The organism is Legionella resiliens (assembly GCF_021344005.1).
GTDB lineage: Bacteria > Pseudomonadota > Gammaproteobacteria > Legionellales > Legionellaceae > Legionella > Legionella resiliens.
Window position 1 is genome coordinate 491,900 of sequence record NZ_JAJTND010000005.1, and the last position, 26,709, is coordinate 518,608.

Consider the following 26,709-nt stretch of genomic DNA (forward strand, 5'->3'; position numbering starts at 1 on the left):
AAAAGAGAAGCATGTTCAAATGAAAAATGAATTGATATAAATAAATATTATTCAAATTTCAAACAACATGCATTAAATTTGTTATACTTAATTAAAAGTAATGAATCATTTTTTTAGAGGAGATACATTATGAGTGGTCACAAAGGTGAAGAAGGTTTTTTGGATAAGATTAAAAGAAAAGGCGGCGAATTTATAGACGATGTTGGAGGAAAAGTTAAGAAAAAAGTAGAAAAAGCTATTGAAAAACCAGAAGTTTGTACCGCTGTAGATGAGTTGATTACTCGAATTGAGCAACTGGAAAAGGATGTACGTTACAAAAATAGTCCAGATGAAAATTTTCGAAAATCTCTTGCAGAAGCAACTAAACTAAAAGATAAGCTTGTGGAGGCTAGAGAAACATTTAACACAAATACAAAGGGATTTTATAATCTTATGAGTGGTGCTGAGGTAATAGATCAGCGTCGATTAAATAGAGCAGTTTATGATTTTGCAAAAGCAAGTGTTGATGCGATTCATGACCATCAAGTCAAAATAATGGCAGCTCCTGGTGTATGGAATAAAATCGCAGCATGGGTAAATAATGTACTTGAACAGTATACGGATATCAAGAAGCGCTTTGATGTAGAAGGCAGTGACCTTGCGAAAACCTCTATGTTCAAACAAAAGTTTGATAAGGTAAAACAAGAAGGTCATCATATGGTGGATGAACTAGAGAATGATAATCCACTCAACCCAAAGAAAATATAATAATGAGAGCAAATGTAGGTTGGGCTAAGGCTCAACCTTGCTTGTTTTTTTGGGTTAGTGCTTTATCTTTTTTTGTACATCTCCAAACAACCAATCGGCGCTTACCTCAGGCTTCATTCGTGATTTTTTTATGAAAATCACCAATAGTCATGTGATTTCTCAATTCCAGGATTAACAAAATGGGATCTCAAATGCAAAAAATTTCACGGAAAAGATCTTTTTTTAATCAAGCCTTAAGCTTAATTGTTTTAAAATATATGCATAATAAAAATTGTGGCCAGGTATCAATATGTGTATTTTTAAGCCCCTATGATTTATAATTATATATAGTGCGAACTTTTAAGCACTTAGAGGAGAAGTTATGTCCAAACATTTAAATAAGACAACAGCAGAAAAACCCCAAAAAAAGGTAGGAAAATCAGAGCCCTATGAGGGTAGCGAGCTTCAAAAAAGAGTCCATGGGGCTATTCAAAAAGGAGAAAAAAGGAAGGAAGAGCAAGCAAAGAAAGAAGAAATTGAAAGACAGAAAGAAGAAGCCTTAAGTGACCTTTTGGGAAAGCATGGTGTTTGGAAACAATTAAAAGCCGCTCAGATAAAAGTACAAGCTGAGAAAAACGAAAAAATTAGTGGTCAATTGGAGGAGGCAAAACATCATATACACAGGAACACACCCCCTTCAGTAAAAGCTGTTTTTGAACTTATTGAAGCACTTAATAGTTTTGAAGGAGAAATAGGCTTAGGAACTGATAAAGCAAGATTGCTCGCAGCAGCCCAGTTAGGTGAACAGTTAGCAGCGCTTGCTCAAGCAACTAATGGTAATCCTGAAAAGAAAAGATATCAACAAACACTAGGGCAGTTTGAAGAGGCATGCTCAGAAATAATGAAAGTGAATTATAAAAGGTTGGCTGCAGAACCCACTTTATGGAACTATATTAAAGACAAGTTTAATAGTGCAATGAAATGGATTCACCTAGCACCCCGAGGATTAGTTCTTGACACAACTCTTGACTCATCTGCCCTTATAAAAGATGAAAAGGTACAAGCTAAGTTTAAGGAAATTCTAAATACAAATGTGAAGATAGAGCATGAGCCAGATGTAGATACCCCACTCAGAGGACCTACTAAATAGGGGTTGCTTCGTTAGAACAAAAAGCCCATATTATATTCGTTAATATGGGCTTTTTGCTTTTTGAGGAATATTTTTTGCTTAACACGTAGCAATGCTATCGATCTTAAAAGGGTATTTTCTTTTTATTTTTTGAAAAGATTCGTAATTTGTTAATCTCTTTGATTAATAAAGAAATAAACCGCTCCGGGTATGATTATTCCTCGAGATTCGATTTAGACTGCTTCATATTTCCTTTAAGTATCTTTTATATAACTTTTGGATTGTCCTTGCAATCACTTTTAATTTTGTTGGGTCAAATGGATGTATAATTTTTTTGCCTACGTACCGCGCATAAGGCGCGGTACGTAGAAAAATTTTAAATGAAAACTGACCATACCTCAGGTAAAAATGACCCAACCTACAGCTTATTGTTGGATTAGTGTTTTGTCTTTTCTTGAGCAGCTCCAAATAACCAATCGGTGCTTACTTCAAGTTCATCAGCAATTTTTTGCATGGTAGTTCCATCTAAAGCAACACCGTGCAATAACGCTTCGATTTTAAATTTAGGCAATTCGAACATCCTGGAACACGCTTGAACGCGTTCTTTCATTAAGGCAGGAACCCCAAGTTCATCAAGCTCATAGTTCAAACGTTCAGTTAGTTTTTTATTTGACATGGTAATCTCCTTCTTTGCTTTTTATCAGTGTAAAACAAGCAAGCTTAAGGATTGATTAACAAAAAGAGTTTTTTAAATAAAATTATGGGTACGAAAAAAGGCAGAACAGCCGCATTCTAAAATTTGAAAATCCATCTGTGGATTAAAGTGAAAATTATACTCACTAATGTTATGATTTGCGCATTTAACTTAACTATGGATGGAAATTATGCCAAGCTGTAAAGAAATGTTATTAAACATTTTAAATAATACTCAAGCGCAACTTAAAGATTCACTCTCACCATTTCAAACCGAGTGTCTTGATATGTTTCAAATAAAGATTAAAGCCATTCCTGTCGATGAAAGAACCGAAATGGATTCAAAAATCGGGATCATTCTCCTGGATCACTGTTTCTGTGATTTGGATAATCTTTTTGGAAGCGAAGATAGGATTATTAGTCTTATCAATAAAAGAAACCTTAACGATAATGATTTTTTTAAACAAGTGAATCAAATTTTTGATGATGAAATTAAAGCATTAAATCAATATGCATTAGAAAGCTTTTATGCCCAAACCTTTAAGCCCGTAAAAAACATTTTGATTGATATGAAAAACGAATTAACACGTTTAAAAACCTCCTTGGATCAACAATTAAGCGATACCCAAAGTTCTCCTGAATATCAAACAAGATACGGTCTAAATTGATAAGAAACCCGGGTTCCGCTTCGCTTCACCCAGGCTACAGTAGTTCATTAACATGCATTACCCTGTAGCCTGGTAAAGGCGTAACCCGGGAAACTCAAGAAGAAACCAGTTCGTTGACTATTCAAAAAGCAAAGCCATAAAAATATGGTTTTCATATACCCCATCGATCCGCACCGCATTTTTATGTATCCCTTCTTTTACAAATCCATATTTTTCATACAGTGCAATTGCCGCCTTATTATGTTCGCGCACGGTAAGTTCTATGCGTGTTAACCCTTTTAACTGGGCCATCTGCAGTGCCCTGCTTAATAATGCCTCACCTATGCCCTGCCCTCTATAGGGAGCAATGACGCCAATTCCCAAAGACCCAACATGAGCAAACACAGGCCGGTCAAGCGGACTGATATCACACCACCCCACTAATTGATCCTGATGCATTGCTACAACTTGAGGCCAATTATTTTTAATATGATCTAAAACAAAATCTTTAGTTAATTGGATGGGCGGTCCTTCTAAAAAAGCTAAAAATTTACGCTCACGGGCAACACTATCAACCGCGGACCAAAATGCTTCGATATGTTTTTCTTGAATAGGGACAATAGAAAATTGCATAAGATTCTACTTAATTCTGGATCAAAAGGTTAGTAAAAAGAAGTTTTGTCTGGGAGTCAATAGCGATTATTCGCTTAATGGTAATATTACTTAAAGATTTGCAAGTACCAATGGCACCTTGGCTGCTAGCAGCTGTCTCATCATCATATCTCTGCTACGCCCTGCGGCTTGTCCGCGGGGTCCAGTATCTTAGCTAGATCTTCTGGATCCCGCGGACAAGCCCTGAACGATCGTCAGTTTTTTAAATTTATCATGTACCACTTAAGTTTCTCTACGTACCGCTTAAATTTCTCTACGTACTGCTTTCCTACGTACCGCGCTTTATGCCTGAGAGACGTCGGAATAGACTGGGCTGCTATCTCCTGTCTCTTCATCATATCTCTACCTACGCCCTGCGGCTTGTCCGCGGGGTCCAGTATCTTAGCTAGATCTTCTGGATCCCGCGGACAAGCCCTGAACGATCGTCAGTTTTTTAAATTTATCATGTACCACTTAAGTTTCTCTACGTACCGCTTAAATTTCTCTACGTACTGCTTTCCTACGTACCGCGCTTTATGCCTGAGAGACGTCGGAATAGACTGGGCTGATTTTTCAGGGATGTGTAGAAGATTCAGCTGGCAGGCTCTATGTGGGCCCGAAAAAATCTTGTTTGCAAACAGACAGGTTACCTTGCTCACCGAGATCCGTGCCCAAAATTAAAATAAGGGGAAAATACAAAAAACATGCTATAGTGCAAATTTATCAACAAAACTTAAACAAAATGGAAGAAATTACAATCTATCACCATCCTCGATGCTCCAAATCAAGAAAAACTTTGGAGCTTCTTCAGAATAAAGGGGTAAAGCCGGTTATTGTTGAATACCTTAAAACCCCGCTTAATCTAGAACAATTGAAAAACTTAAAGGCTCACTTTGCACTTAAAGATTTTGTACGAACCGATGAGCCTGTTTTTAAAGAACTGGGATTGTCCCTGGATAATGAAAATCAAGTGTTACAGGCGATGCTCAAAGAACCCATATTAATGCAACGCCCCATCGTTACTTATAAAGACAAGGCCATTATTGGGCGTCCGCCTGAGAATGTTCTGAAATTATTTGAATAATTGCTTATTGGTAGCTTGGGTTAACAACTGAATCCTCTTCTCATGCTTAAAAAATCAGCCCAATACTATTCCGACGTCCCGTCCCAGTTCTTGTTTACGGAATTGGCCGCGGGATGCTGCAGGCGATGCTCAAAGAACCCATATTAATGCAACGCCCCATCGTTACTTATAAAGACAAGGCCATTATTGGGCGTCCGCCTGAGAATGTTCTGAAATTATTTGAATAATTGCTTATTGGTAGCTTGGGTTAACAACTGAATCCTCTTCTCATGCTTAAAAAATCAGCCCAATACTATTCCGACGTCCCGTCCCAGTTCTTGTTTACGGAATTGGCCGCGGGATCCAGAGATCTGCGCTAAACCCTGGACCCCGCGGACAAGCCGCAGGGCGTAGGTAGAGATGTGATTAAGAAGCAGGGGGTAGGAAAGCGGATCCCGGTTACAGGTATTTATTAGGATTTTAATTGATTCGGACAACCGGCTTGATGAAATGATACGAGCGCATCATAGATACCCTGGTAATCTGCAAATGCATTTCTATTTGCTTTAATATCATCAAAAACCAGGTCTGTTCTACCACACGTTCCGGCATCTGTGATATTTAAATGATCACCACTCGCTTTTTTATAGGCTATAAACGTTTCACCGCAATGCAAATGAGGTCTTTTTGACGCATTATTGCCTAAAAATTCCTGATTACCGCAATAAGTTTTCTTAAAGTTAGGTTTAAGATGAGCCATGCCGGCAAATGCATTTGCGGAAATTGAAATAATAAAACATGCTGCTGTAATTGAGAATTTATTCATCATAGAGTTCCAAAAAAATTGTTAAGAGATAAATTTAACACATCTCAGTACAGTAACCAAGATTCAATTTATGAAAGTAAGTATCTGTTTCTTGAGCACATCTCTGCCTATGCCCGCGAATAACTCGTTGTCTCTTGATCATACCTCCGCCTACGCCCCGCGAATAAACCGTTGTGTCTTGATCATATCTCCGCCTACGTCCCGCGAATAAACCGTTTGTTTCTTGATCATATCTCCGGCCTTCGTCCCGCGAATAAACTGTTGTTTCTTGATCATATCTCCGCCTACGCCCCGCGAATAAACCGTTGTGTCTTGATCATATCTCCGCCTACGCCCCACGGCTTGCCCGCGGGGGTCCAGTGTTTTAGCGCAGATCTGCTTCCGGATCCCGTGGATAAACGGTGGGATGAGATATCGAATTAGAGCAATGAGCTCTATTTTTGCATCACATAACTTCCAGGTGCAGAAGGTAATGAGGAATCAAGATGCGGTGACGAAACACGTCTTTGCGAACTGTTGTCGACTAACCATTCATGCCAAGCAAACCACCAGGATCCATCTCTTTTTTTTGCTTTGTCCACCCATTTCTTAGGCCCTATATAAGACATGTTTTTTTTGTTTTCAAGAATAGAATAATAGCGCCCAGGATGATTAGGTTCACTGACAATACCAGCGTTGTGACCACCACTTGCCAACACAAAGGTAATATCGGTATGCATCATAAGATGGATTTTATATACAGACTCCCAGGGAGCGATATGGTCATGTTCAGTACTCACTGCAAAAATGGGTACATGAACATTCTTGGGCGCCACTATTTCATCCTCAACGCGAAAATGTCCCTCTGCAAAATCATTTTGCAGAAAGAGTTTCTCAAGATATTCTGTATGCATCTTATAAGGCATCCGCGTAGCATCAGCGTTCCAGGCAAGCAGGTCAATCATGCCGCGTTTTTTACCCGTCATGTAGTCGTCAATCATTTTTGACCAAATCAAATCGTAAGTACGCAACATCTGAAAAGATCCCGCCATATGCTTGGGATCAAGGTACCCTTTTTCCCACATCATGTTTTTAAGAAATGCGATTTCGCTTTCAGTGATGAACAGCATGAGCTCGCCTGCCTGTGTAAAATCCCCTTGTGCTGCCAGGAGCGAAAGGCTTTTAAGACGACTGTCTTTATCCCTTGCCATTGCAGCCGCTGTAATCATTGCCAGAGTCCCGCCAAGACAATATCCCACCAAATGAATTTTTGTCTTGGGTAAAATAGTACTTACCGCATCGATTGCTGCCATTGCGCCTTGGCGATAATAATCATCCATCCCTAAATCACGGTCTTTTTCATCCGGATTGCGCCATGAGACCATAAAGACCGTATGTCCTTGTCCAACAAGCCATTTAACCAAAGAATTTCCAGGGGATAAATCCAGAATATAATATTTCATGATCCATGCAGGTAAGATGAGTATTGGTTCTTTGTAAACAGTTTCAGTTTTTGGTTCATATTGAATTAATTCAATCAAATGATTTGTAAAAACTACCTTTCCAGGAGTAATCGCAACATTCTTGCCTGGTTTGAACTTTCCCGCACCAGGAGGAGGCAAACCAGCCAATCTTCTTAGCGTATGTTCCACGGCAATTTCTGTACCTTGAATCAGATTTACGCCACCACAACGCATCGTTTCATAAAAAAGATCGGGATTAGTCATTACGAAATTGGAAGGCGATAAAGCATCAAGTAATTGACGAATACAAAAAGAAACCGTACGTTCTGAGCGCTTGGAAAGTCCAGGAACTTTTCGTGTTGCATTACAAAACCACTCTTCAATCTGGAGAAAAACTTCAGCATACAAACGCCATGGCATCAATTGCCAATTCTCCTTATGAAAGCGCACATCTTTTCCTTGAGCTGGTTGTTTGTCACACAACAGATGCGCTAAAAATTCATCGGTATGCAGGAGAGGATAAAAAGCCAATGCCAATAAGTGTCCCGGCGATTGCGCTAATTGCAAAAGCCAGGCACAATGAGCAGTTCCAATTACAGCAGGACTCATGCCCATTGTAATCTTACCTAGATTTGCCTGATACAATTTATTTATAAAATAAAAAAAATCATCCAATTTATTTTTATAGAGTGAATATTGGGAATTATTAATCTCAGATGGAGGAGCAGATTGATTCTTCAAGCCTAAGTGAGTTAGGGCATTTTTTTCTTCAGTTCCTTTCATGTCAAATTCCTTTTGATTCCATCCAATAATGCTTCATGCTGCGATTTAAGTAAATACTGATGTAAATTATAGTATTATTTTCAATAGTGTGCGGGCATTACAATACAGATAAAGAAAATAAAATTATCTTGAGTTGGGCTAATATTTGAGTATGCTTAAAGAAGATATAACACGAATCGAGAGAAAAATGAAAAACCTACTGGCTATTTTATTGTGTGCCATATGTACTTCACTATTTGCAGATAATTTAGGCCAAAATACCTATGAAATAACATGTCAAAATTGTCATGCACCTCAATTTGCAAGCGGGATGAAAGCGCCCGCTGCTTTTGATAAAAAAGCATGGGCTACCCGTTTTAAGAACGCTGAACTGGAAGCCAAAAAAAATCCTGCAGAATATAAAACCGCAATGGATTATTTATTATCCAGCATGAAAAGTGGAAAAGGTCTAATGCCTCATGGTGGTTTGTGTAAGGAAGCGGATGTACCGAAGAAAAATTGTTCTGATGCAGCGTTCATTCAGGCCATAGACTATATGTCACAAAATTAGGTTTACCCGGTTGATCTTGGCCTCGCAGCGAAACGATTCGATTGAAAATCTCCTAGAGGCCTCATTTCGCTATAAATTTTAACTGAAATTTAATTCTTGGCGTGCTCAAGGTTGTCACGATACAAACCAATCAATTCCTCATGGGAAGATACCTTCTACAGTTCTATAAGAACTATTCATATTAGGGATTCGTCTCTACTAGCAATTTTTTTGCAGTTAATAAATCTAGATATGCTTTTTTCTTATCGGATGGATTACGTAAAAGATAAGCGGGATGATAGCTTACAATGAAGGGGATATTATTATAGTGATGCAATGTATTACGCAATTCTTTCAAAGGAAGTGGTTTATTAAGTAAAAATTGCCCTGCAAAACGTCCCAAAGCCAAAATCAAATGAGGTTGAATCAATTCAATTTGACGGGCTAAATAAGAACTGCATTGAGTTATTTCATCCAACTGAGGATCCCGGTTATTTGGCGGCCTGCATTTTAACACATTGGCAATGTAAACTTCTTCTTCAACGATTCCAATGCTTTGCAACATGTGATTGAGTAAACTTCCTGCTTTTCCTACAAAGGGAAGACCCTGTTTATCCTCATAAAACCCTGGAGCTTCACCAATAATCATCAGCTTTGCTTTTGCACTGCCGCGGAAAAACACAGTTTGCGTGCGGGTTTTATGTAAAGAACAGCGAGTACACGCAGCTACTTCTTTTGCTAATACAGATAAATCCTGCTCACATGAAGAATGAGGCTGGCGTAACTCCCAGAGATCGATTCCCATAGCCTGTAGATAATAACGACTTAAAGCATCTGACATAGAAAGCTCATTTCAAATATAAATTGCTAGAGAAAAATTGAAGGGTTATTTTCGTTTTTAATTTTTGATAAATCAATGCTGCTTTTATGAAAAATAATTTAGCCTGGGCTCAGCGCAGCGAATCCGAGGAACTCCCTAAGTTTTTTTACCCTACGTACTGCGCTTTATGCGCGGTACGTAGAGGAATTAGAGCAATATGAATAGTTACCTCTCCAAAAATTTAGAGGCCTCTTCAAGCATCACTTGGCGTACTCTTTCAAATTGGGCCTCATTCCAGATATTTTCAACACGTAAAGTTCCGTTATCGAGGCATTTCTCATAAGCGGCTAATCCAATCAATATATGGGAAAATTTAACCCTCCTAAATTTGCTTAATGCTTCAAGTAAAGTCAATCGTTCAATTTCAGACCCTGAAATATCATCACCAAACTCACCCTCGACTCCATTAAACTGCAGAGTAAACCATTCTTCTAATGATTGCCCGCACATAATAAAGCTGTGAGATATTTGTGATCCCCCCAGCACTCGGGTCTCCAGATACTGCTGAATATCAACACAAATAGTATTTTTCTTTATGTATTGTAATGCTTCATCAAATAATAAGGTTAATTTAAATGTCTCAACCTGTACCACAGCACGTAATTCAATAAGAGACTTAAGCAGATGCTGATTTTTCAGTTGTCTTTCTTTAGAACGCTTACCCAAAGACGCATCCATATTGTTCTTTGCCTTTTCTATTTGATGGTCGAGTTTATTAATTATCCTTTGTAAGCGGGTCGCATTGCTATCTTGAGTTAAAATTTGCGCACGCAACCAATCGTTCAGTTCTGAAGACAAAGATTGTGCTTGCTTGCTTAAAAATGCTTTTATTAATGCAGCATTAAAATCATGCTGAGTTAATTGATCATATAATTCAGCTGCTTTTATATAAAGATTTGCATGTTCTTCCTCCAAATGTTCCTCCAAAATTTTGCGCTGTAAATCATCAATTTTGGCAACATTGCTTATTTCAATCATCCCTCCTCCAGGCAAAAGATAAAATCCATGATGTTGCGCAAAACGAATTCGTCCCTGTGGATCCACATGGATTCTATCTACTGCTTCATTTTCAAGCTTTCCACCCATTTGAATTTGAATGGGGTATAACTGAGCAGCAGGAGGACAATCAATATTAAGCTCATCCAAGTTAAAAAGATGTGATTTATTGGTTTTCTTTAAATGAGTTTTTTGTGCAGTACGAAATTTTTCCCAAATTTCTGGCGTATACTCACGAATTGGATGTTTCAATCTCATTTGACCTGGAGTTTTACCAAACTCAAACCAAGAACTTAATTGCTTATCCATTTCCATGTCATAGAAATCGAATAAAATATCAAAATACTGCTGATGCTCCATACGGTGTAACACATCAGCGTAATTAATAAATGTCGCTGCATAAGCTAAGACTTTATAATGAGTCTTTGCTTGAGTCTGATCAGTGACTTGGCCAGAAAGTTTCTTGATTTCTGCGATCTTATCCTGCACCATGGTGCGTCGACCATGCGTATTCGCTTCTTTATATTGGATTAACATTGGGCCGATATCTGAAAATAACTGCACGATGGTTCTCCTATTAAATTAAAGTATTTTAAAACTCTAAATGTACTTTGAACTAATTCAATACCCTAATTTATTCAAGTTTTTATGTCATTATAGTTAATGATTTTGAATTATTTTGTTAATATATCCTTCTGTTGTCATTTAGGATGAAAAATAATTCATGGCATTAGCAAAAAATCCAAATCCTTATTCAGCGGACACAGCGTTTCAAGATGGCAGATTACGTCAAGCTCAATTCAAGATGCTTGCCATGCTTGAAGTAGTGGATGCTATCTGTCTTAAACATGGTTTGGACTATTGGCTTGATGCGGGGACTCTTTTAGGGGCTGTACGGCATCAAGGGTTTATCCCTTGGGATGACGATGTGGATATTGCCATGCCACGGGCTAGCTACGAACACTTTTTACGTGTAGCACCTACAGAAATCCCTAACTGGATGTGGTTGCAAACGGTTCATAGCGATCCAGGCTATTTTAATATGGCTACCCCTTTAAAAATCAGAGATCGCTCCAGCCGTTTTATTGAAAAACACGAAAAAGGTAATGAACCTTACATTCAAGGTATTTTTATTGACGTTTTTGTCTATGACACCATGCCTCTAGATCCCAAACAACGTAAGCGATATAAATTCTATGCTAAAAAGCTCTCACGTTTATTAAGTACTAAATACAGTAAAGTAAAAATAGGACACTATCCTGCCTTTTATAAGGCTATAGCCTCTTTTTTTCCCAAGTCTCTGCTTGAGTTGTGCTTGCAAAAAATTATTCATCAGGCAAACACCAGTAAAAGCCCTTATATAGGACGAGGTTATAATTGCGTAGGAAGAAATTTAATCAAAAAGGACGAAATATATCCTTTGCAACGAGTTGCGTTTGAGACTAAAGAATTTAATATTCCGCAAAATGCAGAAATATTTCTTATTCAGCAATATGGAGATTATTTGCAGCTGCCTCCTGAAGAGCAAAGAGTAATGCGGCATTGCAAAGAACTTATCCCTCATCTGGAAGAAATTATCTAACCCCCTTTTCCTTACTGGCTTACCCCTTTTTTGCCTGCTTGCCGTGCTTTATGCACGGCATCCAGTCGCTCTGCATGAGGCAAAAAGCTGGATTCCGCGCATAAAGCGCGGAACGTAGGGATTTTGTTTTATGCGATAAGATGCGGTTGCCTTGTCCATATCTTTTTTGCCTACTTGCCGAGCTTTATGCGCGGCATCCAGTCGCTCTGCATGAGGCAAAAAGCTGGATTCCGCGCATAAAGCGCGGAACGTAGGGATTTTGTTTTATGCGATAAGATGCGTTTGCCTTGTCCATATCTTTTTTGCCTACCTGCCGTGCTTTATGCGCGGCATCCAGTCGCGGAACGTAGGAATTTTGTTTTATGCGATAAGACGGGTTGCCTAGATATTGACAGATAATCACGCAATCGGTTATTATTATACCCAATACCAAACAAGCACATCATTTAAAGAGGCTTAAACACATCATGGACATTCTCTCTTAAGTACGCCCTAAGCACAGGGCAATGACGGTAGCAGTCACACTCAAACTGCCTATTTGCACTACTTAAGTGAGTTACATGATGCATAAGCCAATTCAATTGAAACATCTTTGTCTTTCTTTCCCCCATAAAACATGTTTTGTGGACTTTAGCGGCCAAATTGTCTATGGCAGTCGTATTGCGATTATTGGGCGTAACGGCTCTGGAAAATCCACCCTGCTTAAATTACTTGCAGGAATACTTGAGCCAACTGATGGTGACATCTGTTTTCCAAAAGAATTAAACATAGGTTATGTGCCGCAAATTATTGAAGAATTTGATTCATTAAGTGGAGGGCAACGTTTTCATAAATTATTAACTCAAGCGCTAGTATCGGATCCTGATCTTTTGATGCTTGATGAACCCAGTAATCACCTGGATCGTAACAATCGCCGCTCTTTGATGAGGATGCTTTCTGATTATAGGAATACTTTGATTATGGTGACGCATGATATTGAATTATTGCAATCCACTGTAGATACGATTTGGCATATCGATCATGCTGAAGTACGTGTCTTTACAGGATGTTATGCGGATTATTTACGAGAAATCAATATTCAACGTAGTACGATTGAAGATGAAATTGCAGATCTGAGACGTCAGAAAAAACAGATCCACGCAGATATGATGAGAGAACAAGCACGGGCTAAGAGCAGTAGAAATCAAGGTGAAAAACACATCCTCCAGAGGAAGTGGCCTACCATCGTTTCGCAGAGCAAAGCAAGAAATGCCCAAGAGACTTCAGGTCGTAAAAAAAGTGCAATCAATCAAAAAAAACAGGAATTAACTGAGCGCTTATCTACGCTTTACTTACCTGAAGTCATTCATCCTAAATTTGCTGTGCACGGAGTAGAAACCAATCAGACTTTAGTGACAGTCAGTGAGGGTACTGTCGGTTATGAGAACAATAATCCTGTTCTACGGGAATTGAGCTTCTCAATAAAAGCACGCGACCGGATTGCGATTCACGGGAAAAATGGCTCCGGTAAATCTACCTTGCTCAAAGCCATTTTGAGCAATGAATCGGTAATAAAAAAAGGAATCTGGGCTGTTCCTCACTCTCATGAGATTGGTTACCTTGATCAGCACTACAACAATCTGCCATTAACAAAGACGGTATGGGAAGCCATAAGTTGTTTAACGGATAAATCCTATACCGAAATCAGGAGCTTCTTAAATGATTTTTTATTTCGAAAAAATGAAGAAATAAATGCGTTGGTATCAACCCTATCCGGTGGAGAAAAAGCCAGACTTTCCTTGGCACAAATCGCAGCAATTACCCCCAAACTACTTATTTTGGATGAAGTGACAAATAACCTGGACAGAGAAACCCGGGCTCATGTAATCCAGGTACTCAAAGTTTATCCAGGCGCACTGATGGTGATTTCTCATGATTCTCATTTTTTGAGTGCTATTGAAGTTACCGACGGATATGAAATAAAGGATGGATTATTACGATCCATATAGGCCTGTTTCCTGCGCTTCGGTACTCAAAAATCAGGTCATTTTGACTCAAGTTAGCGAAATGTAAACAGGCCCTTCTAACAAAAATCGAGTAAAAAGTATGAATAAAAAAAATAGTTCACTAAGCAAATTCTTCCTCAGTCTGATAAAGCCTTATAAAGGGTATGTTATTGGATTATTCCTTACTGCTGCATATTGGGGAATTAATAATTCACTTTCTCCTTATATGTTAAAGCTTATTATTGATAAGGTTGCTGCATATTCAGGCGATAAAGCAGCTGTATTTAATGCGATAAAACCCAATGTCATCGTGTACATTACGCTTTGGGTTTTGATTGCCATGGATATGCGTCTTTCAGATTGGTTCCGACTAAAGTTATTCCCCTACATCCGTTATGATTTAGTGAATCACATGTTTGCCTACTTGAATCAGCATTCACATCGCTTTTTCCAAAATAACTTTGCAGGAAGTTTATCAAATAAAATTTCTGATATGACTGCAGGCACTATAGCGATATTCACAACGATCGATGATGCAGCAGCTCAAATTGTTGGCCTTATCATTGCAATTATCAGTATGTTGCTTGTGCATCCTGTATTTGCCTTAATTTTACTTATTTGGGCGATTGTATTTTTGGGAATTGCAATGGTTTATTTCAAGCCGGTTCAGGAACTGTCTAATATGTTCGCTACCAGTAAAACAACATTGGTCGGGAAAATTGTTGATAGCATAAGCAATATTACGAACTTGCGTTTGTTTTCCAGAGCAAGCTTTGAAAACAAATTAATCCAAAATACAGCTCAAGATACCACAGATAAAGATCAGACCATGCAATGGACTATTTTGAAAATGCGTACTTTTTGGGATGTAAGTATTATTGCGCTGATTGCTGCCAATTTATATGTGTTAGTCGTTATGTACAGTAAAAATCAAGTATCAATCGGCGATTTTAGTTTCATTATCTCACTATCGATCAGCATTTTTTATAATTTATGGTATCTGGCAAGTCAATTTGTCCTTTTTGCAGAAGAATTAGGTAAATGCAAACAAGCCCTGACTCTGATTTCAGAGACACATGAGATTGCTGATAAACCCAATGCACAACCGCTAATCGTCACTCAAGGTCATATTGAATTTAAGAATGTAAGTTTTCATTATGATGAAGGAGCGCATCTTTTTAAAAATAAATCTGTAGTAATAAAGCCTGGGCAAAAAATCGGTCTTGTCGGTTTATCGGGCTCTGGAAAAAGCACTTTTGTTAATCTGATTCTCCGTTTGTTTGACGTAGAATCGGGACAAATTTTGATTGATGGAAAAAATATTTGCGATGTGACCCAAGACTCATTGCGCGAAAACATTGCTATGATTCCTCAGGATGTGACTTTATTCCATCGTACTTTAATGGAGAACATTCGTTATGGCCGCATTGATGCAACGGATGCAGAAATCATTTCAGCGTCAAAAAAAGCACACTGCCATGAATTCATTTCCCGGCTTCCTGAAAAATATAATGCCTTGGTAGGTGAACGAGGAATTAAGTTGTCGGGAGGACAACGACAAAGAATCGCTATTGCCAGAGCAATGTTAAAAAATGCACCCATTCTCATTCTGGATGAAGCGACTTCTGCCTTGGATTCACTAACTGAAAAATTGATTCAGGATGGTCTGGCTGTGTTAATGCAAAATAGAACGACTATTGTTATTGCGCATCGACTCTCGACTTTATCCGAAATGGATCGCATCTTGGTTTTTGAAAAAGGGCGTATTATTGAAGACGGTTCGCATGAAGAACTTATTAAAATATCGAGTCATTACAGTCGTATGTGGCAGATGCAAGCCGGGGGATTTTTACCTGATAAGATGTAGCAACGTGCATCCTTTCAAAATTGTAGCCTGGGTGAAGGCGTAAGCCGTAACCCGAGAAATAATCGGTGAAAAAAATCCCGGGGCCGCTACGCTGCACCCAAGCTACAATGCTAACGCTTTTTAAATTGAAGCTTCTTCAGTGACTGTTCTTTTATTTTGTGCATGCTGAATGATCATTTCAGAAAGTGCTTCTGGTGTGACATCCTTTTTAGCATCAATGGCACGTTCGCTCCATTTAGGAATTCGCACTGCCTTAAAAAAATTATCTTCAGCTTGTTCAAAACGTTTATCAAAATTGACCGTATGAATTTTGCTAAATCCAGTGATGTTTCCCTCATCATCTGCATCCAATTCCACAATGGCTTTTTGAATTGCAGTTTTAGCATCTGATTTTGTACCCTTGATTTTTTCCTCCAAAGTCTTTTTAGCATCTTCTATCGTTTCAGAAAAAAAGACCTCATGACCTAATGAATAACCACAAACCTGTTCGAATGCTACTGTGTGGAAAGGAGAAACTACATAAGAAGCTAAATCCGTAAAACCATCACCTATCTTGGTATATGCTGGACTAACGATTGCGTATATCTTTTTCATTTTATTCCCTAAAATTTAAAATATATAAAAAGTCCGTTCACGAATAGGAACTGACCCAATCTCCGTGTAAATGCGTTTAAATAGTATCACATTTGTCTTATTTGTATATGTCTGAAATAACTTGGATATAAATCCTGTTTACACCCAAAACTGCGAGCCGTTGATACAACTCATTCCAAGTAAGTGATGCCAATTCCACTTTAAAATAATAGCGAAGAGCTCCAGCTAAAATATACTAAAGTGTTTGGGGCCACCCAAATAATGCAGGAAAAACTTTTGCGGAAAACCATTGAGAAATCAAAATTGCTGCAGCGACTAAAAGCAAAGGAAGCACCTATTCCTTGTATCAAATTAGCGAATGTAAAAACCGTCAAATTATCAGCAATGGAAATAAAAATGTTCCCTTATGCCAATACTAAAACTCCTCCACTAACTGCAATTCCCGGGTTCAATTTATCAAGAAAATAACCGCCGGAATTTGCATGCAGGCATAGCCTAAAATAAACGCACTGGTTGCTAGAGAAACACCATAATCACTGGTATGCAGTGTATTTTTTATTGGGTCAGAGAATACTGCTGCAGCAGTGTTCAAGCAAAAAGAATAAACAGAACATAATGTTGCAATCAACCAAACAATAGTTCCGTATATTTTTTGCATACATTATCTTTTTTATTCTGCCTGGATGTCTTTTTTTATGAAGTAGATGTTAAAAAAGTATAGCAAAAATTCGGCATGTATTTTCTGATGCAAAACACCTCTGAAAAATGAACATTGAGAGTAATTTTCACCCACTAATCTATACTCAAAATACCCAGTTAAAAATTTTTAACTTTTTGCAAGACGCACTACTGGGCTGACAAAAGGAGTTTTTTATGAAAGTCAATTATTTGGTTACTTCCCTCATTTTAATACCGCTATATAGTTTCAGTCAGACTCAGGATGATGTTACTACATTAGCCATTTCACAAAATCCGGAGAATAAAAATAGCCATGTCATTACATACTCTAACGAAACAGAAAATTTAAAACAAAATATGTCATTTATCCGCAGCATTGATTACCCTACTCAAATCATTCGTATGGAGAAGAATATAGAAAGTCAGCAGTTTTCCTGTGATGAGGTGAATGATCAAATTGATAAAATCTTAGTGCAACACATAGTAAATGAGAAATTCATTTATGCAATTTATATTAGTTGTTATTATAATCCAGAAACCAAATTGGCAACCCAATTCATTATCAACAGTTATTTTGACCCTGTAAGTGATGAAGCAATTACGTACTTAGAATCCTATCTCAATGAATACAATGGTACCGATCTGTTAGGAACACAATACAAAATTGAATCTGCAAAAGGTCTCGTCATTTCCTTAGAGATTGCTGCAGGAATGAAGAAAAAACCCAATAGACCTCCTTTTACAGAATATAGAAAAGACCATAGCAGTTTCTATTTCAAAAGCAATTACGAAATGAAAAATAAGTTATTTAGCGATATTTATCAAAATTTCTTTACTCCTGATCCAGATAAAATACTCCCTTTCCTGGATAAATGGATTTCTTCACATGCAAGCTCTATTTATAAAGCCGTCTTAAGAGATTCAAATTACGTTGAACTACAGCCTGAAAAAATTTTCCTCATGGATAATGAGGAAATATTTGTATCGAACTTGAAACAATACTTTTCACACTTCTGTGAGTCCTATGAAAATCATCGATGCTTGAATCGGGCAGGAAAAATTGGCAATAAGGAAAACTATTCAGAGGTCGCTTCGTAAACATGTAGTCTGCCCTGGTTGCTTGCAACTGAATCTTCTACGCATCACTGAAAAACCAGTCCAGGCTCTATTCCGAAGTCCCGCGGCTTGTCCCTGAGAGATGGTCACAAAAAGTGACCATCTCTCAGGCATAAAGCGCGGTACGTAGAGAAATTTAAAGCAGTACGTAGAGAAACTTAAGTGGTACATGATAAATTTAAAAAACTGACGATCGTTCAGGGCTTGTCCGCGGGATCCAGGATATCTACACTAAAACCTGGACCCCGCTGACAAGCCGTGGAGCGTAAGCAGAGATTGATCAAGAGACAACTGCGAACAGCCAGGCTACATAGTTATATACTTTTTAACCTAATTCAGGTTCAAATGCAGATACCTTTCTGGGCTTTAATTTAACGTGTTCCTCGGCAATGGCTTTATCATTCACGATCTTAGTCACACATGCATCAGACCAAACATTTAAAGCCGTTTCCAGCATATCGATTAAACCATAAAAGGGTAAAATAACACCCATAAGCACAATAGGGACATTCATACTGGATAACAAACTAATGCTCAGAAAAAAACATCCCATAGGGACGCCAGCATTTCCAATAGCAGCTACTGTGGAAACGAATATCCATAAAACCATCGTACCATATGAAATTGGCATACCGTGATTCTGCATTAAATAAATCACCGTAGCAAAAATAAAGGCTGCACACCCATTCATATTAATACTGGTGCATAAAGGTAAAACAAAACGACTTACCGATGGTTTTACCTGCAAATTCTTTTCTATAGTATTCATTGTGACAGGTAATGTCCCTACTGAGGACTTAGAGAAAAAAGCGACTGATAATGCAGGAAGCATGGATCGCATTGCTGCAAAAGGCTGAATCTTATTCTTTTTTAACCATAAAGGTAAGACCACAAAACCTTGAACTAAATTAGCTAAAACAACAATCAGTAAATATTCGCCTATCCCTTTAATATCCATGCCTGAGCGTAACTGAACAACTGTTGATGTAATAAATCCAAATAATCCCAATGGAATAACTGTGATAATCCAACGCGTCATGACTAAAAACATACCATGTGCACCACGGAAAAAACGCGTAATGGTTTCACGGGACTCTTCATCAGGAATTTGTCGTACGGCAATACCGATAATAATACTTAAGAACAATACCCCCATAACTTGTTGTTCAAGAAAGGGAGATAATAAATTGGTAGGTATAATATTCGCCAAGTAACCTAAATAACCTAAACTGCTTGCTGAGTTGACTGCTTGTGCATCCAGATCAACCTGAACCGAACTGGGTTGGATTAAAATATAAAGCAGGCAACTAATCACTGCTGCCACGATGGTAGTAGAAAAAGTATACTTAATTGTTCGCTGCCAAATTTTTTTCATGAACCCATCATCAGTCTTGTAATGAGCCAGGGTAACAATTATCGATAAAGAAATAATAGGTAAACTAATGCACTTGAAAAGCTTAATAAACAAATCAGAAATCAATAAACCTGTCTCTTTCAAAACAACAATGTTTGACATCCCGCTGGCAATACCCAAACCGATCATTAAAGCGTAAATCAAAGGAGTACTGAAAATGAATTTTTTTTGTTGATGTGCTGCACACATGTTCGTGATCCTTAAAAAAGAAAGAAGTTAAAAAGTAAGAAAATTAAATTAGCAGCAACAACAAGAAACAAGCTTAAAGTGGGCGAGGGTTGAACGATGTGGTGTCGGATTCGAATGAGTTAACATAATAGCCTTACATTTTTTCTGATTAAAATATGTACAGAGAGAAATATTCTAACACATTCAATATGTTCGTCAAGAGATTTTAAACAGTAAGCGATTAGTCGACTAATTCGATACAATTGATTTGCTGTTTTAAACGAATGATCCGGCGATAAGCATCTTCTATGCGCTGCTGTTCTATTTTTTGCTCGAAAATCAAACGTTCGATGGCCTCAATCAATTCTGGTGCCGTAATTTTTGCCAGTTGATTCGCAAAAATCAGCATATCTGCTCCGGCATTGATGGTCAGACATAAAGCATCCTCAAGAGAGTAATGATCTGTAATTGCCTGCATTTGTAAATCATCTGCAATAATTACTCCATCATAGCCTATAGTCTCACGCAACACGCCTGTTAAAATTTCGTGAGATAAAGTTGCTGGTAGCCCCTGCTTATCCAATTGTTTATTCACCACATGTGCTGTCATAATCATAATGGGTTTATAAATATCGCGCACTAATTGGTAATATGGGATCAACTCTTCTTTCTGGAACGTTCTGGTAACATCGACAAATCCTTTATGAGTATCACCAACCGCACTACCATGGCCTGGGAAATGTTTGTAGCAACATGCAATACCATGATGATAAAAGACATCAACAAATTTTTTGGCTAAATGAATTACATCATTATGATTCGCTGAAAAACTACGCTGTAAACCTCCAATAATTCCTTGCTCGTTTTGTAAATGCAAATCAACAACTGGAGCGAAATTAAGATTAAAACCCAATGACTTCAATGTAAATGCCATTTGAGTTAACTCAGCCTGCAACGCTTCGGGCGATAATTGTGCCATATCATGTGCACTCATAGTCGGCATACAGCCTTCAACCCGAGACAATCGATCTATGGATCCTCCTTCATAATCTATGGCAATTAATAAAGGCGAACCATTATTTTTGTAATTTATTTCTGCAGAATAATGATTGAGTTGATGCGTTAATCGTTTGATTTGCGTCTGGTTTTTTAAATTTTTACCATATATGCCCGAAGAAGCATCTTGATCAAATAACAAAACGCCACCTAACCCGTCTGTGGAAAGCCACTCAGCTACTGGACTTTTGTCATGAAGGTCATAGCCCTCAAAGCCCATAAACAACATTTGACCAATTTTATTTCTAAGGGTAATCATGGGTTGCTCCGTCAACAAAACAAGGAAAAATCTTCCCTAAATAGTAGTTGATGTTGTAACGAGAATCATACACAAAGATAAAAATTAATGCCATTATATCTTTTTTGGAGGTATTGCTGGAATATCATTAAAATCACAACTGCAATTACCTGACGCCTTAGGTGGAAGAGGAACGAGTGAGAAATCACTCGCAAAACAAACAGTCACGTTCCAAGCTGAATCACCAGGATTTATTGTATTAGGTAAAGACCAATAATTTTTAGCAATATAACTTTTCCCTTCGTCACTTTGCCAAAAAATTGGGGAAAACTGGGCTCGATACATTAATTTCTGGCCAGGTTCGCAAGAGAAAGTCTGACGTGTCCAGGATTTTTTAGCAGGCACAGTAACTGTTGTTAACACCTTGGCAGTTAGAGCATCCATTACCTTTACAGATACATCATACTCAGTCCAACAATTATCTTTAACTAAAGTGTAATAACAGGTAATAGCAGCCCAAAGAGAATTTGATAAAATCAGGCTGAGAATGAAAATAAAAGTTCTTGCTAACATGATTCAATCCTTTTATTAATAGAGCGTAACACAGACATTATAAAAATGTATCTGAACAGTCTTTAGAGTCTATTATTCATAGTATATACAATATCAATCATAAGTTATAAATTTAAGCCCAGAGGTTGATTTTATTATCCGACCTGTATAAGCTTGCCCAAAATGGAGAGATGGCCGAGCGGTCGAAGGCGCACGCCTGGAAAGTGTGTATACGGCAACGTATCGAGGGTTCGAATCCCTCTCTCTCCGCCAAGTTTGATAAATGGCAGTTAAATCATGACTGAAGGTAATAAATCAGGCTCCCATGTGAATGTTTACTCGAACGGTTGGATTTGAGCACATACGGCTAAGCACCTGCCGTTTTTTATGTTTTATATTCCCATAGGTGCTTTTGCAATGATGGAACTGAAAATCCTTATTTGTGGGCATGCAAAAGATTATGAACAATTCATTTAGGGATATGGCATATGAAATTAATTATAATAGGAATTTTATTATCATTTAATGCAATCGCTGGTGATTATTTCCCTAAACTGACATCACAAGATCAGCCATGGTCTGTTACTGCAAGCGCTGGTGCAGGTAATTATCAGATAACCCCCAGAGACAAAAGTGTTCCAATAGGACGATTAGCACTAGCCAATGAAATGATGCTTGCAGGAAATATCGCCTTGGGCTTGGAATTAGGACTGCAAACGGGTACTCACATAAAACTGAATATACCCCGGGAAACTCTTGAGGCGCTTAAAAAATGGATTCCCATGCAAACTACCCTTGCTCCTACCTTGGATTTATTGATAACCAGCAAAAGCGATCCTCTGGGCAGTAGTTCCTTTTTTGCCCAATTAAAAGGTGGGCTTGCCTACAGGCATTGGCGGGATAACCGTGTTCCTTTGAACGATATTTCTCAATTAGCAGGTGAAGTACAGGCAGGATTTGGTTATCCAATCACCGCATTAGCCAATCTTAGCCTACTATATCAAGGAATATTCAGCGGCAATGGACCAAATCTGCATTTGGATACCTATTCTAAAAGAGAGCAATTATCTAGCATCCCTACATTACATGCCGTACTCTTGGGATTGTCGGTTAACTTATAATTTATCGCTGCTAATAAATAAATTGTCATAATTTCGGCAAAAAATTTCTTGAGAAAATCAAATTACTCTATCGCTTCATTCAAGGTAGATTAGGCTATAATGTAATCAAAATGGATCTACTTCTCTATTGAGTTGCATGGAGTATTATCATGAAAGAACAACATTATGCCTATAAAATCACTCATAGCACATCAGGCTTGAATTGCCCTCATTCCGCATTGGAAAAAGATAGAATGGTGGATTTATTAAAAGAAATAGACAGCCAGCATCATGAAGGAATATTTTGGATATTTAAACAATTTGGCGATCAACCTCAAGAACCGCTGGGGATTATCGACTGTTCAAAAAAACGAATTTACTTTCATTATTCCGGCGAAGTTGAAGACTTAAAGAATGCTATAGCCAATCTAAGCCATTAACCTGCCTCTCGAAATGAGCCATATAACACTTTTAAATCAAAATGGTTATTATTGGTTTATTTTGCGATCATTTAGCACATAAAAGCTCTGGACAAATGGTTTTTTTTTAGTCACCATTTCATCAATTTTTATTTCCAAACAAAGAGAATATTTATGTCTTTAAAAACGAAAATAATGAGTATAACTTCCATCGTTTTTGCCCTGTTACCCTGTGCTTATGCAGCCGCACCAGCAAAGCACATTGATAGTGATACTGCCATGCAAAGTACTGTTTTATTCTATATAAACGAATACAGGCAGAAACATGGATTATCCAAGCTTACAATGGATAAGCATATGGTAATTCAAGCCAGGCAACATTCTCAGGACATGGCCAATCATCGCATGCCTTTTGGTCATCAAGACTTTGGAAAGCGTATTGCTAAACTGCGCTCACAAATTAAAAATACTGGAGGTGCGGCCGAGAACGTTGCATACAATTACAAAACAGCTCAAATTGTAGTCAGTCAATGGGTTAAAAGTCCGGGACATAGAAGAAACATTGTAGGAAATTATAATCTGACAGGGATAGGTATTGCTCGCGATAAACAAGGTAAGCTCTATTATACCCAAATTTTCCTGCAAACTAGCAAGAGTCCCCGAAGTTATACTGTGAGAAGACCTTACATCGGTGTTCCCTTCTTCGGTATTAAAAGACATGGTTAAAAAATATAATTAAAGATCAGAAGCTTGTGAACAAAGCGACTCATAACTGTGTATTATATATTTTAGGTGAACATTATCGAATGAATAGATAATTAACGTCCCTTCTTGCTGCAAGCCTGATGGATCGACAGTTTTTTGATAAGAAACCTACACTAATTTTTTTGCCTACGCACTGCACTTAAATTTCTTCGCCTACATACCGCGCTTTATGCGCGGTATCCAGGGGATCTTGCTTTAGAAATGCTCCGCGGCATCTTGAAATGTCGTTCTGGATACCGCACATAAAGCGCGGTACGTAGAGAAGTTTAAATGAACAGGTGAAGATATACCTCAGGTTGGATAAATTCCTATAGATGTGTATTGAAATTTTAATTGGTCTGTTGGTAGTTGTTCTGACAAAATCGGCTCTGGTATTTTTTGTACCTCACCCATCCGATTTAGAATTTTGATATCCCCTTCTGCAGAGACTTTTGTAACATAATCCAGAATCAATGTTTCCACACAATCCGCTAGTTCTGACTCCTGTCCTCGTATCCCTTCTGGTTTATTAATATCAACCCGAAGATATTCCAGCATATTAAAAAGGCTGTGGCCTATTGCTTTAGCTGTCTCTGAAGATAAAGGTGCTTCGCGCTCCACTTGAAACTTAATCCCATTAACTATTGCATCAATGGTTGCGAAGGTATGCTCATCCAATCGCACTATAGCCTTATTTAGGCTTTCCCAATTTTTTAAAAAATCCTCTGATAGCTTAATAATGAGTTTCTCGCGGCTGTCGCTCTTCTCAGTTAATTTCTTATCAGGTAAAGATTCTTTCTCGCTTGCCGCCTGCGTTGTATGTAACCCGGCTTTGAACATTTTTTGAGTGGAGCAAGCCAGCAGTTCTGATGCTGATTTGTTTAAAGCTAAATCCTTATTGAGATATTTGATGTCGATAAATTGTGAAATAAAATTTATCAATGCCCTAAACAACTCATTCTCTTGATGAAATTTATTTGCTTTATTCTGAAAATCATCTACCGTAGCATCTATTTTTTTCTCATCATCGCATTTCAATAAATTGGTAGTCGCCTCGATTATTTCTTTTAAATCCTTATAATCCCTTCCATTATTATAAAGATCGAGTATTCGTTCTCTTACAGCAATCGCACGGTCTCTAAGAGATGGGTCTTTTATTTTATAAATTTCCTGGTTAAGCGCACATAGCTCATCCCCAACGGATTCATGCGTTTTTATTAATAACTTTGCGAGCGCAGGATTATATTCAACAATATTAAAAGAGATGCCATGCTCTGCAAATTGTTTTTCGTAAAACTTAATGGTACTGACAAAATAAGCTGCCGCAATTGTTTCAGGGTTTTTAAAAGCACCACAACCAGGTAATACAAAAAGAACATGAACAGGTTGTTTTGATTTTTCTGCATTTTCCTTGGCAATTTTGATTGCTTGTTCGCACTGATTAGAGACCCCATGATGAATCATGTACCCCAACGTACCTTCTCTAGTTGGATTTGCCAAGATACTGTTAGAAGTACATCGAGTATCAAGTGGCGATGTTTCTATAATGCGTAAATCAGGCGCTGCGTAGCTTGTGACTCCTATAGGGTTAGGAGAAGAGGTTTGCGCCTGAACAATAACCTCGCTAATTGATGCCAACTTGCTCGTGTCCTGAAATAGGCGAGTAGAAAAAGAAACATCATCAACAGGTACTTGATACGCATTATCCTGCATATCAAAATAAATAGGCAGACCATTAGGACCGGGAAATGAATTAAAAAGATCATTAAAAAATTCGGGCGATTCGAGGTACGCTTCGTTTTGAACGAGCTTGCTCATGATGGTCAAAACCATTTTAAGATAACGTTTTTGATAATCAAGAACATTTATCGTGGGCCTGTCATCCTGAAAACTGCAAAACCCATTCTCTTGATTAAGCTTGTGCACATCATCAAAATGAAGGGCTAATTTGAGCGCTTGATCGGTAAAACGGCTAAATAATTCCTCCAAAGAACCCTGAGAGTATTTCGCAGCACCATCACGGTGGGAGTTGGCTGCATCATTGACAATCACATAATAACCCCCATCTGACTTAGATCGTACTTGCTGAATGACATCGCCTTGTATCACAACATCGTCTTTATTCTGTTGGTTAGCCGGGGCTATAATTGTTTTTTGTTTGGACGTTGCATGCTGTTCCAAATTGTGAAGAAACCCTTTGAGCACCTCATCCTTATCCAATTGTTGGATTAATGTGCCTATTTTCTCTTTCAACTCGCTACTTTTCAAAAATTCAGGCTGGATCTCAAGAAGATTAATTAAAAAAAGAATTTGCGTGTACCAATACTGCTTTCGGGCTTTAATCTGCGCGGGTGTATAGCTCATATGAGTCATTAAAGCCGTAAATGCGTTCATACGATCGCGCTGAGCCTCTTGCATTTCTGCATAGCTGCTCGTTTGTCCCTGATTCACTGATTTTAATGTGTAATACCCAGCTTTTACCAAACCACTCAAATAATCAAACATCACTTTCCTATTTCTTAAAACTTTTTGCATTATTATGATCCATAGACCTTAAGAATACATTATGGGAAAATCGCAAAAAATGCATTCATTTACTCAAGATAGAGTAATCTCCAGGGTTTGTTTTCCTCCAACCTTTTAAAATTCTATTTATTCAATGGCCTGGATATTCTTTTTTCAACTTTAACGAAATCTTTGCAAAAAACCACGGAAATTATGTGGCATAAACCCCAAGACTGGCCTATCATAGAATCATAGACAGTACACATTGTTCAGCCAACATCACTACTGTAGGAGCCAGATTGAGAGTGCCGTGAGCAAGCTTAGCA

24 protein-coding genes, 1 tRNA gene and 1 pseudogene are annotated in these 26,709 nt (G+C 38.1%); 14 read left to right on the top strand and 12 right to left on the bottom strand.

Annotation, left to right across the window (positions count from 1 at the left end; all coding sequences use genetic code 11):
* Nucleotides 1-129: 129 nt before the first annotated feature.
* A complete protein-coding gene (locus tag LXO92_RS14665; protein WP_232891235.1) occupies nt 130-747 on the top strand; it encodes a hypothetical protein in 618 nt (205 codons plus the stop codon).
* Nucleotides 748-1,108: 361 nt separating this feature from the next.
* A complete protein-coding gene (locus LXO92_RS14670; protein WP_232891236.1) occupies nt 1,109-1,876 on the top strand; it encodes a hypothetical protein in 768 nt (255 codons plus the stop codon).
* 415 nt (nt 1,877-2,291) lie between these two features.
* On the opposite strand, the gene LXO92_RS14675 is transcribed toward LXO92_RS14670, so the two are convergent.
* A complete protein-coding gene (locus LXO92_RS14675; RefSeq protein WP_182350273.1) occupies nt 2,292-2,531 on the bottom strand; it encodes a hypothetical protein in 240 nt (79 codons plus the stop codon).
* 208 nt (nt 2,532-2,739) lie between these two features.
* Between LXO92_RS14675 and LXO92_RS14680 the strand changes: the two genes are divergently transcribed.
* Nucleotides 2,740-3,216: a hypothetical protein gene (locus LXO92_RS14680; protein WP_182350274.1), complete on the top strand. Its 477-nt coding sequence runs from the start codon at nt 2,740-2,742 to the stop codon at nt 3,214-3,216.
* Nucleotides 3,217-3,333: 117 nt separating this feature from the next.
* On the opposite strand, the gene LXO92_RS14685 is transcribed toward LXO92_RS14680, so the two are convergent.
* Entirely contained in the window at nt 3,334-3,828 is a 495-nt protein-coding gene (locus LXO92_RS14685) for a GNAT family N-acetyltransferase (RefSeq protein ID WP_182350275.1), read from the bottom strand.
* 760 nt (nt 3,829-4,588) lie between these two features.
* Between LXO92_RS14685 and arsC the strand changes: the two genes are divergently transcribed.
* Together arsC and LXO92_RS14695 are read left to right on the top strand one after the other, a co-directional pair.
* Nucleotides 4,589-4,930, top strand: a complete 342-nt coding sequence (arsC, locus tag LXO92_RS14690) for an arsenate reductase (glutaredoxin) (protein WP_182352860.1) — start codon at nt 4,589-4,591, stop codon at nt 4,928-4,930.
* A 113-nt stretch (nt 4,931-5,043) separates the two neighbouring features.
* Nucleotides 5,044-5,157, top strand: a pseudogene (locus tag LXO92_RS14695) (ArsC/Spx/MgsR family protein); the annotation flags it as partial.
* A gap of 224 nt (nt 5,158-5,381) precedes the next feature.
* Here LXO92_RS14695 and LXO92_RS14700 read toward each other — a convergent pair.
* Nucleotides 5,382-5,738, bottom strand: coding sequence for a hypothetical protein (locus LXO92_RS14700; RefSeq protein WP_232891237.1), 357 nt, complete (start codon nt 5,736-5,738; stop codon nt 5,382-5,384).
* 431 nt (nt 5,739-6,169) lie between these two features.
* Complete coding sequence (locus LXO92_RS14705; protein ID WP_232891238.1) at nt 6,170-7,960, bottom strand: PHA/PHB synthase family protein; 1,791 nt, start codon at nt 7,958-7,960, stop codon at nt 6,170-6,172.
* A 187-nt stretch (nt 7,961-8,147) separates the two neighbouring features.
* Between LXO92_RS14705 and LXO92_RS14710 the strand changes: the two genes are divergently transcribed.
* Nucleotides 8,148-8,510: a c-type cytochrome gene (locus tag LXO92_RS14710; RefSeq protein ID WP_182350278.1), complete on the top strand. Its 363-nt coding sequence runs from the start codon at nt 8,148-8,150 to the stop codon at nt 8,508-8,510.
* Nucleotides 8,511-8,691: 181 nt separating this feature from the next.
* On the opposite strand, the gene LXO92_RS14715 is transcribed toward LXO92_RS14710, so the two are convergent.
* Together LXO92_RS14715 and LXO92_RS14720 are read right to left on the bottom strand one after the other, a co-directional pair.
* Nucleotides 8,692-9,330: a uracil-DNA glycosylase gene (locus LXO92_RS14715; protein ID WP_232891239.1), complete on the bottom strand. Its 639-nt coding sequence runs from the start codon at nt 9,328-9,330 to the stop codon at nt 8,692-8,694.
* Nucleotides 9,331-9,534: 204 nt separating this feature from the next.
* A complete protein-coding gene (locus LXO92_RS14720; protein ID WP_232891240.1) occupies nt 9,535-10,929 on the bottom strand; it encodes a hypothetical protein in 1,395 nt (464 codons plus the stop codon).
* Between the two features lie 160 nt (nt 10,930-11,089).
* On the opposite strand from LXO92_RS14720, the gene LXO92_RS14725 reads away from it, so the two are divergent.
* The 3 genes from LXO92_RS14725 to LXO92_RS14735 all read left to right on the top strand — a co-directional run bounded on the left by LXO92_RS14725 (nt 11,090) and on the right by LXO92_RS14735 (nt 15,799).
* Nucleotides 11,090-11,947 carry a LicD family protein gene (locus tag LXO92_RS14725; RefSeq protein WP_182350280.1) on the top strand — a complete coding sequence of 286 codons (858 nt, stop codon included), beginning with the start codon at nt 11,090-11,092 and terminating at the stop codon, nt 11,945-11,947.
* A gap of 560 nt (nt 11,948-12,507) precedes the next feature.
* Nucleotides 12,508-13,935 (top strand): ABC-F family ATP-binding cassette domain-containing protein, encoded by a 1,428-nt coding sequence (locus tag LXO92_RS14730; RefSeq protein ID WP_232891241.1) that lies wholly within the window; start codon nt 12,508-12,510, stop codon nt 13,933-13,935.
* Nucleotides 13,936-14,032: 97 nt separating this feature from the next.
* Entirely contained in the window at nt 14,033-15,799 is a 1,767-nt protein-coding gene (locus LXO92_RS14735; RefSeq protein ID WP_232891242.1) for an ABC transporter ATP-binding protein, read from the top strand.
* A 120-nt stretch (nt 15,800-15,919) separates the two neighbouring features.
* On the opposite strand, the gene LXO92_RS14740 is transcribed toward LXO92_RS14735, so the two are convergent.
* Both LXO92_RS14740 and LXO92_RS14745 read right to left on the bottom strand, forming a co-directional pair.
* Nucleotides 15,920-16,393 carry a hypothetical protein gene (locus LXO92_RS14740; RefSeq protein ID WP_232891243.1) on the bottom strand — a complete coding sequence of 158 codons (474 nt, stop codon included), beginning with the start codon at nt 16,391-16,393 and terminating at the stop codon, nt 15,920-15,922.
* Nucleotides 16,394-16,841: 448 nt separating this feature from the next.
* A complete protein-coding gene (locus tag LXO92_RS14745) occupies nt 16,842-17,051 on the bottom strand; it encodes a hypothetical protein (RefSeq protein WP_232891244.1) in 210 nt (69 codons plus the stop codon).
* A 215-nt stretch (nt 17,052-17,266) separates the two neighbouring features.
* On the opposite strand from LXO92_RS14745, the gene LXO92_RS14750 reads away from it, so the two are divergent.
* A complete protein-coding gene (locus tag LXO92_RS14750; protein ID WP_182350285.1) occupies nt 17,267-18,169 on the top strand; it encodes an Lpg0189 family type II secretion system effector in 903 nt (300 codons plus the stop codon).
* 343 nt (nt 18,170-18,512) lie between these two features.
* Here LXO92_RS14750 and LXO92_RS14755 read toward each other — a convergent pair whose 3' ends face one another.
* The 3 genes from LXO92_RS14755 to LXO92_RS14765 form a co-directional block, all read right to left on the bottom strand.
* Nucleotides 18,513-19,790 carry a dicarboxylate/amino acid:cation symporter gene (locus LXO92_RS14755; protein WP_182350286.1) on the bottom strand — a complete coding sequence of 426 codons (1,278 nt, stop codon included), beginning with the start codon at nt 19,788-19,790 and terminating at the stop codon, nt 18,513-18,515.
* A 220-nt stretch (nt 19,791-20,010) separates the two neighbouring features.
* Nucleotides 20,011-21,084, bottom strand: a complete 1,074-nt coding sequence (locus LXO92_RS14760) for a glycoside hydrolase family 3 N-terminal domain-containing protein (RefSeq protein ID WP_182350287.1) — start codon at nt 21,082-21,084, stop codon at nt 20,011-20,013.
* A gap of 93 nt (nt 21,085-21,177) precedes the next feature.
* A complete protein-coding gene (locus LXO92_RS14765; RefSeq protein WP_182350288.1) occupies nt 21,178-21,636 on the bottom strand; it encodes a hypothetical protein in 459 nt (152 codons plus the stop codon).
* A gap of 164 nt (nt 21,637-21,800) precedes the next feature.
* Between LXO92_RS14765 and LXO92_RS14770 the strand changes: the two genes are divergently transcribed.
* From LXO92_RS14770 to LXO92_RS14785, 4 genes are all read left to right on the top strand, one after another.
* A tRNA-Ser gene (locus LXO92_RS14770) sits at nt 21,801-21,888 on the top strand.
* 215 nt (nt 21,889-22,103) lie between these two features.
* Nucleotides 22,104-22,736 carry a hypothetical protein gene (locus LXO92_RS14775; protein WP_182350289.1) on the top strand — a complete coding sequence of 211 codons (633 nt, stop codon included), beginning with the start codon at nt 22,104-22,106 and terminating at the stop codon, nt 22,734-22,736.
* 149 nt (nt 22,737-22,885) lie between these two features.
* A complete protein-coding gene (locus LXO92_RS14780; protein ID WP_182350290.1) occupies nt 22,886-23,155 on the top strand; it encodes a hypothetical protein in 270 nt (89 codons plus the stop codon).
* 153 nt (nt 23,156-23,308) lie between these two features.
* Nucleotides 23,309-23,860 carry a CAP domain-containing protein gene (locus tag LXO92_RS14785; RefSeq protein WP_182350291.1) on the top strand — a complete coding sequence of 184 codons (552 nt, stop codon included), beginning with the start codon at nt 23,309-23,311 and terminating at the stop codon, nt 23,858-23,860.
* Nucleotides 23,861-24,190: 330 nt separating this feature from the next.
* On the opposite strand, the gene LXO92_RS14790 is transcribed toward LXO92_RS14785, so the two are convergent.
* A complete protein-coding gene (locus tag LXO92_RS14790; RefSeq protein WP_182350292.1) occupies nt 24,191-26,413 on the bottom strand; it encodes a hypothetical protein in 2,223 nt (740 codons plus the stop codon).
* Between the last annotated feature and the right edge of the window lie 296 nt (nt 26,414-26,709).